Genomic DNA, 13,309 nt, shown 5'->3' on the forward strand with positions numbered 1-13,309 from the left:
ACCGGTTTAATTTCATAGTATATAGGAACTAGGTGTTAAAAGCCCTACTTTTTATAACCAAATCAGCCGTTTCCCTCGGATGGCTAAGAGGAAAATGATGACCATATGGAACAACATCAACCTTACCAAGATGTAATGGAGCAGAATAGTTTCTATCATGATTTCCCCAAATAATATGAAGATTATACCTTGGTACTTTGGTGAAATCACCCTGATAGTCTTTCGATAGAAAACGGTTAAGCTGAAGAGTGGTATTTAAAATTCTAGGCGAAGTAAAGCTGCTGCTTACTTTTGCAATATAATGTTTCGGAATGCTCTCCGTATTTTCAAACAGACCATTACCAATTAAATAACGTCCTATTGAATTAGCAGTTGCTAACTTCAATGCCCATTTGTTCATAAATTGAGGAGCATTAAACGATTTAGAAATTCTTTTCGCAACAGGTGGCTGAAGTAAAGTAATAGTATTCTTCGTATCTATGTACTCTCGCACTAATGATTCCAGCAGAATAACCGATCCGAAGGAATGGCCAATCCAGTGTGCACCATTAGTAGATTTTCCTAATAACTCTTTCACTAAATTCAAATAGAGATTCAGAAGATTTTTTTCTCGTTTAAAAGGGGAACGTCCTAAACCTGGAAGATCTACAATCCATATAGGTTGACCAGTTTTTTCATGAAGCTCTATTCCTAATGGAAATAAATCCTCTCCATCACTCAATAAACCGTGCAATAAAATAAACGGTTTACCCTCTCCTTGTATTTGATAAATCACAGTGTTTCCGATTAATGCTCGTTCAAATGCATGATTATGCTGGTCATTCTGATACGTCAAGCGATAATCCAAATCCGCTACTACGACTGGGAAAAATTTCATTACACTCGTCTTATTAAACCAATCACCTCCCATGATTTTTTTCGATAAATCATTTGAAAACTTTCTATTTGTAATAAAGTTCAGTCCATCAGATGGGATTTTTGTTATTTTACTTATCCCACTTTTCATAAGTGCCTTCATGAAACGAATGGGCACAGAGATTTTAGGTGCTGTCATATTCATGCTTTCTGACATAACGTCTAATAATTGGGATATATCCGGATCAAGCTGTTTGTCTTGAACAAGTGTATATGTTTGAATAGACGAATGCTCCAGCTTAAAAACCTGAACAATAAACTTCGCTAGCTCATCGTTTGAAATAAGTGGTAATTTATACCCCTTGCCTCCAGGAATAACTGGCATTAGCCCTCTTCGCATACTCGTCACAAGCAAGCCTAAGCCTGCTACTTGCTCCGTACTCCCCGTTTTACTACTGCCGACTACAGTTGGTGGATTAATCACAGAAAGCGGATAGCCTATTGCAGATGCCTGCTGGCGAATATAAAGATCTGCTAAAAATTTTGTTCTTTCATAAGGGTTTTTTATTTTTAAATAGTCGTGACCTTCTTTAAACACATCAATCGCAACCTTATTATTTTTATCATCAAAGGGGGTCATATATCCTACTACATGAATAAATTGCTGCAAGCCCTTCAATTGATGGATACTTTTAGCGAATTCACTGATATGCTTGGCACCGTTTAAAAATACAGATGTTGCCTCTTGCTTTGTCGCTTGAATATCCATTTGTCCACCTGCGTGAATAATAACATCCGTGTTCAATACCCTATCCTTATCTTCATCACTTAAACCTAAATCTGTTTTCGTCAAATCACCTTCAATAAAGTGCATGGCTGCCTCGTTTAAAATACCTTTTTCTTGAAAAGTACGTGTTGCTTTACTTTTCGACCTCACTAAAAGAAAAATCATAACATCTTCTTTAAGAAGTTCCTCCACTAATTGCCTCCCAATAAAGCCTGTTCCACCTGTTAAAAATATTGTCCTCACATCATCCGCTCTCCCTTTTAGTACTATTTAGTACTAATTTAGTGTAAAAAAAATGCTTCTCTTATCGAAGCAAGTTAATAAATTGGCTGGCTGTTTTCGTGATAACAGTTGCATCCTTCAATGTTTCTGAAATAAACAGCGCTCCTTCAAGATTCGTTATAAAAAGTGCCGCTACCTCGTCAATATGAATCGTATTTCTAAACTCTCCTTTTTCTACTCCTTGTTTTAATAATAGAGAGACTTTCATTTGTAATCCTGTAAAAAAGAGACCTATTTTTTCTTTTATGTGCGTAGCATATGTAGGACTTTGAATATAAAGAGTAATAAATGGACAGCCACCCTTATACTCTCTTGACTGAACTCCCTGCGATAGATGCTTTAAAAACATCTGGACACGATCTTCAACTGATAATTGGTTCTGAGAAAGTATTTGATCAATTGCACGCTGATACGTTTCAATCCAATAATCAACGACCCCTTCTAACAATTCTTCCTTATCAGAAAAGTGATAATACACATTAGATTTTGATACTTTGCTTACACGCACTAATTCATCCATACTTGTATAAGCAAATCCTTTTTCTAAAAATAATGTTGCCGCTACTTCAATCACACGTTTTTGATTCATTAATTTTACCTTTGTCATAACTAGAACTATACAGTACTAATTTGTATGTTGCAAGTGAGAAGATAGGACAGTTGAAATTATTGTTAAATTAGTAAGTTAATGCCGTTATACGTGATAGTAGAGAGGATTTAGAAGCTGTTTTTGACTCATTCCAACCGTTTTACTCTACTTAAAATGTTTGGTTATCGGATGCGACGCTTTGCAATGAGAATAAGCATGAGCAGCTTAGCGTAAGTCAATAATTGAAATTTCACGTTTCTTGGACATGTCAACAATGGCATAAAAGGGCTAGGGATCAGGGCTAGAGATGATAAGTAAGCAAGCTTAGGCCACCTCCCCAAACAATCGAATCATCACGCGGCGGCGAATTGTGGTTTTGCATAACCACGGTTCGCCTCCATATGGATTATTAGAAAAGCGACCGCGTGAGGTCGCTTTTTAGCTCGTTCGGACTCGAAAGGAGCAATTATGCATGGATTATTATTGGGGATTTTCTTGGAAAGGTTTTTTGGTTGTCTTATTACCAATGATTCCTAACATACTTTATTTTGCTATTCCAAATTCAATACCAACAGGAGGGTCTGAAGAAAGTCATAAAGTGTTAGATTTAATTGAGCATGGAAGCCAATTTGTCTATATGGCTCTTCTTGTGATTGTTATATCAAAACAAATGATACCTTTCAAGAGCAATTACATAATTGGTATGGCTATATTTTTGATTGCTTATTATGTGTTATGGATTCTATTATTTACTGGACATAAAAATATACTTGTACTTTTATGTATGGCGATTTTTCCAGTTATTTATTTCATATTAGCGGAAATGTGGCTCTGCAATTATTTTGCCATAGTACCAACTGTTATTTTTGGTATAGTTCATACTATAATTACATATAAAGATTTTATATCTACAAGATAAGTTTATGAGTGTAACCTATATAAAAAATGAACATAGCATTTAAGCTATGACCGATCTATAGATATTTTTTTGAAAGCTAAGCCCGACCGTGTGAGGTCGGGCTTTTGTCTATGCGAGTGTATAGCTCTATTTTGCATGCTCGTCTGGCTGATGAATACCAAAAATATTCCCTTCGGTGTCAATGTAATATCCTTGCCACGCCATTCCAGGCAGTGCATACTTTGGCAATGCGAGCTTGCCTCCAAGATTAAGAATTTTTGTTTCAGTAGAATCGTAGTCTTCTACTCCCATAGTACATGCATAACCATTCATAGCCTGACCGGGTTGGGGGGAAGCGCCTTGACGTTGCATCAAAGCCCCGTTAATTCCGGGTTCATTTGCATCGCCTGTCACAGCTCCCAAATAAGGCATTCCAGCATAATCACTCCAATCCTCAAACGTCCATCCAAATACCTCGCCATAAAACTTCTTAGCACGTTCCATGTCATCTACATGAATTTCGAAATGAACTAGTCGGCCCATGATTTCCTCCTATGGTTTGACTTCCTACATTTTTTATTATTATACTATCCTTTTTCACTAAAAATATAAAATTTAATTGAAAATCCGGATGTGGATTTTGCGTTTCAGGGATATGAAGTTTTAAGATAAGGCCAACATGCCATTTATATACGATCTGAAATTTAAAGCAAATGCTTTAATTTTAGACTAGTGGGAACACTTCGGTTTTATCAATGACGTAGTCAAGTCTTGGTCTGTTGCAGTTGATGAACAAGATCATAAGTAACGGTATGACTCAACGCGGGAATATTAGGAAAAAGATTGGTTTCATCTCTTGAATTCTTATTCATACACGAATAGTTAAAAAACCTCATTCTCTTTATCTTCTACTAATAAAAAATCAAGAGAATGTGTAGTTATGCTTGAGCGTGGTGATTGGTTTATTGAAGGATGAAATCATCTAAATTACTCGAGAATAAAGAACCGGCCATGATGGCCGGTTCTTTTGATTGGATGTGTCTTGAATATAAAGTTATGAACTGGCAGCGACGTTAAGCTAACGGGCAGGATAGTGCGATTTTTTGCTAAATTGATCCACATACGGTTGACGCTCATTCATTAATTCCTATTTTTTCGATCATGAAAGGCAGTAGTTGTAACATAATCATCCATCCGTTTTATTTTATTCTTAACAATCAATTTGTATCTTATAACAAAAAATAAAGATTTGTCGAATGTTGTCTTTTTATATTCGAGCATATTTCGCGTCAGGTGTGTATGTACTACATAGTGTACATTCCGTACATAATGATTCACATGGAGGTGAGGAGGGGGGCATATTGATGAGTACATTCATTTCTACCACGATTAGCGGTTGCAGAAAAAACTAAACAGCCTTAGCCCGATGGAAGTACGAGCTAAGGCAGCTTAATCATTTTAATCTAATGTCTACTGACGGGGGTCAGCTCAGATCAGGTGGCTCTTTTGCCATTTCATTATTTAGCAGTTTTAAATGAACTACGTATTTCTTGGTACGAATCCTGAGACGTGTTCTCTAGAGAAAAACTCATGTAAACTTTATTTTCGGTAATCAGCGCAATCATTTCTTTATCGTCTGCCGATTGAATGAGTACTAATGATCCTTTTGTGTCTCCGTCATCATATGCCACAGATTCTGCAACCTTCGGATCCTTCAGCTGCTGGTCCTCCGGAATCGCTCTTTTAGCACCAACACGGAATTTACCTTGCACATCAGGGTGTATACTCTCATCAACAAACTTATTTCTGTCCTCTTTCGTTCCATTGTGGTAGTCCGTGACATAGGATAATGCCAGCTTCTCATTCGCAGATCGATCCTGCGAATCCGCAGCATTATTACTTGAGCATCCAGATAATATAATCACTGCGGCGAATAAAATAGATAGAAATTTTGTGAAGTTCTTCATGTTTTCCCCCTTGGAATAATATAAAAGTACATTCGTTAGTCTATCAGGCATAGTAAGGATTTGGTAGTGAAATTCAGGATGTTTTAATTCATTAAGTATTATTTTGAAAAAAATGATAGATATGAAAGATTTGTGTATAAGTTAAGTTTAAGGCCTAAAGCCTATATTTAAAAAGGAGTTCCTTGCCATTGAGTTATCTGTATGAATTTATCGACTATCAAGAGCATCTGCCGATTATTTATAGATGATAAGAACGCCAAAATGAACGGTAAAACATTCAATATGGATGTCGCGCCCAAAATCATTCAACATTACACCTATGTGCCTCTGAGATTTGTTGCGGAAGCTCCAAATGCGAAAGTGGATTATTTTAATGGCAAAGACCTAACGCAGCTGCATATTCTCCCAAGACTGCCTCATGTGCTGATCAGTAGATATCCAAGCGATGCCAAGATACTTTCCGAAGAAGCGGCAATCGCAAAGTTAAAACAGGAATTAGTCATCGCTTATGAAAAGAAATTTGGGGAGTTTATTCCTCTTGGCGCGAGCGAAAAGCCTGGTCAGGATGATGACAAGGCCATTCTTCGGAATGTGATTTCTCATTTGAAAGTGGCATCGGAAAATGATTGTTATTATGTCGTTCCCGTCATGTATGATTTTTGGATCGATAAGTATACGGGAGATATTTATACTTTTTATAATGGGCTTGCCATGTCCATAAATAAATTCGATCCTTATGCTGAGAATGCATTGTCTTTTCCAGGTTAATATCGGCGAATTGTGGATTTGCTTTATTCCGGCATTTAGCTTTTGTATTGGCTTCATATGACAACCACTTATTTTCGTTGACAGAAATTCAACTTCTATCTATCGTATTTAATAATGACAATATTTGAGATGGTGATATTTATAATGATGATAAGCATTAAGTTAGGAAAGTGCAGAAGGACAGGTATAGAACCATGCTAAGGAGGGGGTTAAGAATACTTCAATTTGTAATTTTGACGATATTGCTCATAATAGGTATTGCTTTGGGTTATAGAGAGTATGCCAAACATGAAATCATGAAGAAGAGTAAGCTTCTCGTCCAAAATGGTGGAATTAATGAGTTAGCGGAAATTGAGGTGAACGGCGAGAAACAATACATCCTCATCGAAGGAGCCGATAGAACGAAACCGTTCTGCATGTTTATGCATGGAGGGCCGGGCTCTCCTTTTCCTTACGGTGTAAGCGCCCGTACCTTGTATCCAGAAATTACAGAAAACTGTGTAGCGGTATATTACGATCAACGAGGAGCAGGGAAGAGCTATCATCGTTCATCTGATATCGGTAAGATGAGTCTGGAACAATTTGTGGCGGATGCTAATGTGGTTGTCGATTACGTTAGAAAACAATATAACCAGGAAAAAGTCTACATCGTGGGCCAATCCTTCGGTACGATTATTGCCACTCAAATTGTTGCCGAACATCCGGAGAAATTCCATGCTTATATCGGATTTGCTCAGATAACAAGTATTATTGAAGGGCAAAGTCTCGCATACGAATGGTTAATAAAAGAAGCTCGCAGTCAAAACAATACGAAAACATTACAAAAGCTGGACAAGATCGGGGAAGCCCCCTACTTCGGAGAACGAGAGGATCAATTCAGCACCCTCATTAATGAGTATAAAGGATTCAATTATTCGGACGAAGTCGTTTCCAAGGCTAATCTATTCAGTCTAGTAAAGGGAGCTTTGACGTCCCCGGACTACTCCTTGGCAGATATTTATAAAACGTTTATATCTGGAGCTGACTTCAGCATAAATCAAGCACAGTCTCTGAAAGAAGAAATTATTAGAACAAATTTCTTTGAAACTGTCCCGACAATTCAAGTGCCTGTATATATCATACAGGGCAGACATGACAAACAGGCGAGCTATGATTTAGCAAGAGATTACTACGAAGCGCTGGATGCGCCTCAAGGAAAATCTTTCTTCACACTTGAAAATTCAGCGCACATCCCTAACAAAACAGATGAGAAGATATTTGTTGAACACTTACAGAAAATCATCGGAAATAAGGAAATTCAACTTGAATAGAAAGGGCTACGGAATTGATTCGTTTTTTGCTGGAAATCAATCTTGGCGGTGATGACCGGTAGGATATCGAACATCATTTCGATTAGACTTTCTGGAAGTGATCCTCAAGTCACCTGCCAAACAATCTAACCACCACACATCGGCGGATTGTGGATTTGCATAGCCACGGTTCGCCTCCGCCTCCATATCGAGCACATACAAAAAGACACTCGAGAGAGTGTTTTTTTGTGTTAGAAAAGGAACTCTATTCTTTGTGGTAATAAAGATATTGGAATTATGGAATGGACGACATACTTTGGATATTTTCTAGTTTATATAGTATTATATTACCATTTTGAAAAAAGCTGCCCCAAGTCGTACTTGAGTACTTGAATTCCGCTCTTTGAATCGTATACATTCGTCGTAACGGTAACATTATAAGGAGTAGGAATTATAGGATCCGTGCTTAATTCGATAGTCGGAGGTGTTCCATATAGTAGTTATACTATACTCTTGACCTGCTTCTACAATCACACTAGGAATTTCTTCATCTGTATTATTGCCTTTATAATCTGTAATGGTAGCTTTCTTCGTAAGTGGGTCTAGGCTGTACTAACAAAATCATCAGGACCAGACCTAGCCTAAAGTCTAGCTTCAGATACCCCCTAAGACGGTTATGTCATGCGAATAAGGCGGATATAATGGATTTATAACTCAGAGCGTGACTTATGAAGCCAAAGGAGTGTTTGAATATGAAGGCAATAGAAGCGACTGCAAAGGAGCCAACAGGTAAGGTGAATTGGGTGCTTTTTAATCCAAAAACCTATGCAACGATCCTCTATTTATTGCTATCTCTCCCGTTAGGGATTATTTATTTTACAGTAGCGATAACGGGACTTGCACTATCAGTCGGTTTAACTCCAATATTTATCGGAATACCGCTGTTTTTTGGAGTAGCTAAGCTGTTGAATGGGATTGTGAATTTTGAACAAAGCATGATTAGACAAATTTTAGGTTTACCTACTCCTCCTGTTTCGTATACCTACAATCGACAGTCTGAAGCTGGGCAGAACTGGTTGATGCGAATGATGAGAGGTTTTGACGGGGGGCTATTCATTCGAAACCTGTTGCTCGTATTACTAAGATTTGTAACAGGCATTGTATTCTTTGTTATTATGGTAACGGTGATTTCACTAGGACTAGGATTTATTGCTCTTCCAGTCGTGCATATCATTTTGATGAATGAAATGCAGCTTGATATTTTAGAGAATAGCTTGTTTAGTTATTTTCATATAGATTGGACCTATAATCAGCAATATCTGCTGTACGTAGGAGTTGGCCTTGTACTTTTTTGGGTCGCGCTTCGCGTCGTGAATGGACTCATGCAAATTCAGCGCAGAATCATGTATGTGGATGAGCCATATCAGCAGCCGTCAGTGCCAATGGAAACACAAATACATGCGACGGTTCAGCCGCAATATTATGAGTACCAAGAGGATCAGCCTACTCAAGGGATGATGCAGCCAGCCTATAGAGAGCTTTAGAAGCTCTCTTTTTTTAAATCCACTACTTGATGCGTGATTTATTTGGACAACTGAAGAGCTTAACGAAATTCGTCTGACAGGTTTAAAAGGTACCATGAAAAGCCCGACCGTGTGAGGCCGGGCTTTTGTCTATGCGATTGTATAACTCTATTTTGCATACTCGTCCGGCTGATGAATACCAAAAATATTCCCATCAGTATTGCTCGTGTCTTGCAGTTCTGAACCCAATAATAAACTGATTGATTCGTTACACTCCAAATTGTCTTACCAACAAGCAAATAATCCCCCCAAATGAGATTTCCAAATTCTCTGGGAATTCTAATAACCATCTTTAATTAATTCAACAGCTCTCTCAACATACTCGTCTCTGCCTTCCATAATTCCTTCAATGGTTGGATCAAGACGAATATCAGGCTGCACTCCTATTCTTTGCGTTGGTTTTTTCTCTGGATAAAATATACCGATTCCACTTATTGTAGTTTTTATATTTCCTGGAAGAGTAATGCTAAATATATTGCCATCCGCTCCAGCAGTTGGCCTCCCAAGAACTATTGAATTTTCTGTTTTTCTCAGCAACATCGTTGTAAACTCACCGTTACTAATAGTTTGTTCATTGATTAAAATCACGACTTTCCCTTTATAAACCTCGTCATCTGTCCGTTGAGGCTTCCCTGAGACAAGAGGTTCAAAATAATATTCACCGGGCACTGCACGATTAGGAAGTGACGCTTTGGCAAACTCTTTTTCAGAAGGGATCAGATATTGGGCCAATTTATAGTCAAGTGGGCTAGAAGGATAGTTTCTAAGATCAACAATCAGACCTTTAGTGTCCCACCATTTTTTCATGATGTTATCAATCTCGCCATCTACCAACAGACCGGCATTGATATAGTAGATCTCTCCGTTCTCCATTGCTTGCGATTTCGTATTAACAAAGTAATTAATCTCTTGTAGGCTGCTCGTCGCACTTATATTCATCGTTTTTCCCTGTCGAATTACGGTAACGTCCATATTCTTTTGATGAGTTCGGAATAATGCATTAAAGAATTGTCTTGACGTGTCTTCTCGTGATTGTGAGATGTATTTTCTTCTATCTTCTAATAATTCATCAATACTATTGTCACCTACTTTTAATACAATGTCTCCGACCTCAAGTCCACATTTGTTATAGACTGTACTTATAACAATCTGATTGTTAATTTCGACAAAGTTTACGGGAAGCCGATACGTTCCAAAGTACTCAGTAATGGACTCTCTATTTTTGCCCGTCAAATAAACATGAGAATCGTGTACTCTAGTTGTTAGTTCTGCTAAGGTCATGAAATAGGAATCATAATCAGACCCATCTATCATTTTAGGAATAAACTCTAGAAGCACTTGATCCCAATCCTCTCCTATGACATCTTTATAAGGAAAATAGTATTCGATAATATTCCAATAGCGGAATAAGCCAAGCAACCTGTAGCCGGTGTCATCAAATTTCATACTAGTATAAGAGTTTTCATTATGCATAATCGCTAAGGGTGAATCATCATTAAAGCTAACGTATGCATTTTTTCGTTCTGAAATGTTAGAATCTAAAATCTTTGATAATTTAAGACTCAGATCTGTTCCCAGATATTCCTCGTCCTTGGACCAATCTGTAGTTGGACTGAGTTGTATGGAATCTTCGGAAAACTGGTATTGCTGTTCAAGATCCCCGGGAACGGTCTCATTACCTAGCGTATGAACCCACTCATAGAGAATTGAGTTCACATCCGAATTTTCTTCTAAAATAGAAGGCATCACCCGAAATAGCTCATAATCCCAATTTATATCCCCAGATACAACCTTAGGATGGTAGTATTTCACCAGTCCCCATACCTTACTGAGCTTAGCAAAATCCTCGATCTTTTGTTCGGAAATATCAGAAAATTCCAGTATACTTCCTTGGTCAAATTCTTGGTCCTTCTTTATCTCAGTCTGATGAACCTCTTGTGACGCAGAACATCCTGTGATGATAATGAAAATAAACAATAAACTAAGAAAAATTATCAAAATCCTGCACTTTTTCTTATTATCTTCTTTCATCTACTCACCCGCCTTTATCATCAAATCTAATTGGATCTTTCAACCTATTTAATTGCAGCAAATGGAATTTTTCCAAATTGTCCGCGTTATTACTTAGTTTACCATAAAATTCACTTTCATTGGAATTCATTCATCGTGATATGAAAAAAGGAGCACTGATGCGCCTCTAAAATATTCTTACATTTCTATAATGAAGTATTACTTTTTATCCTGAAGCATATCAATCCTGCCCTTTCCAACAGTGCTGCCTATGGGCGAAAGAAACTGGTTGGGAATTAAGAAAACTTACGAAGCTGATATCTAATCGTATTAGGCGCCAAAGTCTGGGAAGTTAAAACATAAATGGTAAGGACCCTAAAGATCAATTGAGAAATAGGTGGTCTCACATTAGGTGAGAAACTAAATACAATATCCGATATAACTGTTTTTGGTTTGGTAATATAAAAATGAGAGTGGAATTCCTAAATGCTGGTGATGCAATATATTCTATGTATGAAGTTCGAGGTAACGGAACATAAAAGAACTGAGCACAGTTGGGGCCGCTATAGCTGTCAGCAGGTTGTTGTTAAAAATTTTTCCTGCGGGTAGGGGATTTGCACCTTCATTACCATTGTCTGCACTTTTAACGGGAGACTCTGAAATATGCATATAAGAAGGGCGTTACCGATTTCTCACTATAGTATAGCATTGTGTCTGTGAGCTTGAGAATCATATGTTCCATAAATAAAAGATAAGAAAAATGACTACAGAAAAATTCTGTAGTCATGAAAATCTGAATACTAAGGAATGACTTTCCATACGTCGGCTCCACCCGGAGTTTCACCTAGAGTCCACCATTTAGCTTCATAGTTTACACCGTTATAGGTTACTTTGCTGCCACCAACATAAACAGTGGATGCATCCCAGGCTGGGTAGGTGACAGGTGCGCTAGGTGTAGTTACATTGACAATATTGCTAGCAGCGGATACATTACCAGCAGCATCAACAGCCTTTACAGTAAAGGAGTAAGGCGTATTTGGTGACAGACCAATAACAGTGTATTCAAGCGTTGAACCAGAAACCGTAGCGACTAATGTCGAGCCTTGGAACACTTGATAGCCTGTTACACCCACATTGTCCGTTGAAGCATTCCACATTAAAGGAACTGTAGTAGATGTAATTGTACCCATCACATGTAAGCTTGTAGGAGCTGAAGGAGCCTGAGTATCAGGACCTTCTACGGCTTGTGTGGTGAAGGATACAGAATTGCTAGCCGGTGATACGTTCCCGGCAGCATCTACTGCTTTAACGGTAATGTTATAGGTTGTATTAGGTGTTAAGCCTGTTAGATTGTAATTCAGTGCACTTGTGGAAGCGATTTGGGTTGAACCGTTAAAAATACGATAATTCGTAACGCCTACATTATCTGTGGCAGCATTCCAAGAAATTGTTGCACTAGTGGTTGCAACATTGGAAGCTGTTACTCCTGTAGGAGCAGTTGGCGCTGTGGTATCTGGATTTCCATCACCGGAGAAGTTAACATCGATAACGTTATAGAATGCATTTCCTGTGTCCGCAATTTCCCAAACAGCGAGAATGACTTGATATCCCGTTCTGTTCGGTACGTTACAAGTGTCGGAATAGGTATTTGACGGCGTACCTTTATACGGTACATTACAGAAAGGAGTTAAGTCGAAGGATGCACGAGTTAATGGTGCATTCGGGTCCCAATCCTGCTTGGTAATGTAGTATTTCCAGCTAGCTGTTGCATGAGGTACTTTTAACTTCCAGTCAAAAGTCGTTTGTCCAGGTGAAATGTTTACTTTTGTCCAACGAGTTTCGGATTGCTGATCAAGTGGAGCGAACAAGCCGTTAGCACTTGCAATTTTACCATCGGCTGGACCTGCTGCCGGGAATCCTTTGGCTGCTTCTAAGCTATACGGTTCATAAATAATAAGTCCACAATTCGTATTGATTCCTCTTGCACATAAATCCGCACGGCTGGAAGGATTACTTACATATCCGTGAGCGGATGCTTTGGACTCGAATAAGAATAGAGCCATAAAAGCGAGCGTCATCAATAGACCGCCGGCAAAAACCTTCTTAATTAGCCCAGAATTAGGAAAACTTAGGATTGACATCAAAAAACTCCTCCTCTTTTCGATAAACTATGCACGAAGAACCAAACGATCATTCGTACCTTGATTGCATAACGACGTGCTTCCTTACCTCCTTCCAGGTCAATATGTATGCTCAATAAGTGAACATAAATAACTAATTT

Annotated in this window: 10 protein-coding genes; 4 read left to right on the forward strand and 6 right to left on the reverse strand. The window is 38.2% G+C overall.

The features are described from left to right. Positions 1-28: 28 nt before the first annotated feature. Complete coding sequence (locus MNQ98_RS01395) at positions 29-1,885, reverse strand: alpha/beta fold hydrolase (protein ID WP_241931565.1); 1,857 nt, start codon at positions 1,883-1,885, stop codon at positions 29-31. 61 nt (positions 1,886-1,946) lie between these two features. After that, entirely contained in the window at positions 1,947-2,513 is a 567-nt protein-coding gene (locus MNQ98_RS01400; RefSeq protein ID WP_241931566.1) for a TetR/AcrR family transcriptional regulator, read from the reverse strand. Between the two features lie 472 nt (positions 2,514-2,985). Between MNQ98_RS01400 and MNQ98_RS01405 the strand changes: the two genes are divergently transcribed. Further along, on the forward strand, positions 2,986-3,432 hold the full coding sequence (locus MNQ98_RS01405; RefSeq protein ID WP_241931567.1) for a hypothetical protein: 447 nt from the start codon (positions 2,986-2,988) through the stop codon (positions 3,430-3,432). Between the two features lie 126 nt (positions 3,433-3,558). Here the strand turns inward: MNQ98_RS01405 and MNQ98_RS01410 are convergent, their stop codons facing one another. After that, positions 3,559-3,954: a VOC family protein gene (locus tag MNQ98_RS01410; protein ID WP_208916372.1), complete on the reverse strand. Its 396-nt coding sequence runs from the start codon at positions 3,952-3,954 to the stop codon at positions 3,559-3,561. A 974-nt stretch (positions 3,955-4,928) separates the two neighbouring features. Continuing rightward, complete coding sequence (locus tag MNQ98_RS01415; RefSeq protein WP_241931568.1) at positions 4,929-5,378, reverse strand: hypothetical protein; 450 nt, start codon at positions 5,376-5,378, stop codon at positions 4,929-4,931. Positions 5,379-5,579: 201 nt separating this feature from the next. On the opposite strand from MNQ98_RS01415, the gene MNQ98_RS01420 reads away from it, so the two are divergent. From MNQ98_RS01420 to MNQ98_RS01430, 3 genes are all read left to right on the forward strand, one after another. Next, positions 5,580-6,146, forward strand: coding sequence for a copper amine oxidase N-terminal domain-containing protein (locus MNQ98_RS01420; RefSeq protein ID WP_241931569.1), 567 nt, complete (start codon positions 5,580-5,582; stop codon positions 6,144-6,146). A gap of 263 nt (positions 6,147-6,409) precedes the next feature. Then, the gene (locus MNQ98_RS01425; RefSeq protein WP_241931570.1) at positions 6,410-7,456 is read left to right on the forward strand and encodes an alpha/beta fold hydrolase; all 1,047 of its coding nucleotides are present in this window, start codon (positions 6,410-6,412) and stop codon (positions 7,454-7,456) included. 731 nt (positions 7,457-8,187) lie between these two features. Beyond that, a complete protein-coding gene (locus MNQ98_RS01430) occupies positions 8,188-8,979 on the forward strand; it encodes a sensor domain-containing protein (protein ID WP_241931571.1) in 792 nt (263 codons plus the stop codon). A gap of 318 nt (positions 8,980-9,297) precedes the next feature. Here the strand turns inward: MNQ98_RS01430 and MNQ98_RS01435 are convergent, their stop codons facing one another. Next, positions 9,298-11,049, reverse strand: a complete 1,752-nt coding sequence (locus tag MNQ98_RS01435; protein WP_241931572.1) for a S41 family peptidase — start codon at positions 11,047-11,049, stop codon at positions 9,298-9,300. A 779-nt stretch (positions 11,050-11,828) separates the two neighbouring features. Further along, positions 11,829-13,169: a lytic polysaccharide monooxygenase gene (locus MNQ98_RS01440; RefSeq protein ID WP_241931573.1), complete on the reverse strand. Its 1,341-nt coding sequence runs from the start codon at positions 13,167-13,169 to the stop codon at positions 11,829-11,831. Positions 13,170-13,309: the final 140 nt, after the last annotated feature.

This window comes from Paenibacillus sp. N3/727, assembly GCF_022637315.1.
Taxonomy (GTDB): domain Bacteria; phylum Bacillota; class Bacilli; order Paenibacillales; family Paenibacillaceae; genus Paenibacillus_AQ; species Paenibacillus_AQ uliginis.

What these genes read in the sequence shown, in the direction of transcription:
- MNQ98_RS01415 (WP_241931568.1), bottom strand. Translation starts at nt 5,378, where the DNA reads ATGAAGAACTTCACAAAATTTCTATCTATTTTATTCGCCGCAGTGATT.
- MNQ98_RS01405 (WP_241931567.1), top strand. Translation starts at nt 2,986, where the DNA reads ATGGATTATTATTGGGGATTTTCTTGGAAAGGTTTTTTGGTTGTCTTA.
- MNQ98_RS01435 (WP_241931572.1), bottom strand. Translation starts at nt 11,049, where the DNA reads ATGAAAGAAGATAATAAGAAAAAGTGCAGGATTTTGATAATTTTTCTT.
- MNQ98_RS01440 (WP_241931573.1), bottom strand. Translation starts at nt 13,169, where the DNA reads ATGTCAATCCTAAGTTTTCCTAATTCTGGGCTAATTAAGAAGGTTTTT.
- MNQ98_RS01410 (WP_208916372.1), bottom strand. Translation starts at nt 3,954, where the DNA reads ATGGGCCGACTAGTTCATTTCGAAATTCATGTAGATGACATGGAACGT.
- MNQ98_RS01420 (WP_241931569.1), top strand. Translation starts at nt 5,580, where the DNA reads ATGAATTTATCGACTATCAAGAGCATCTGCCGATTATTTATAGATGAT.
- MNQ98_RS01430 (WP_241931571.1), top strand. Translation starts at nt 8,188, where the DNA reads ATGAAGGCAATAGAAGCGACTGCAAAGGAGCCAACAGGTAAGGTGAAT.
- MNQ98_RS01400 (WP_241931566.1), bottom strand. Translation starts at nt 2,513, where the DNA reads ATGAATCAAAAACGTGTGATTGAAGTAGCGGCAACATTATTTTTAGAA.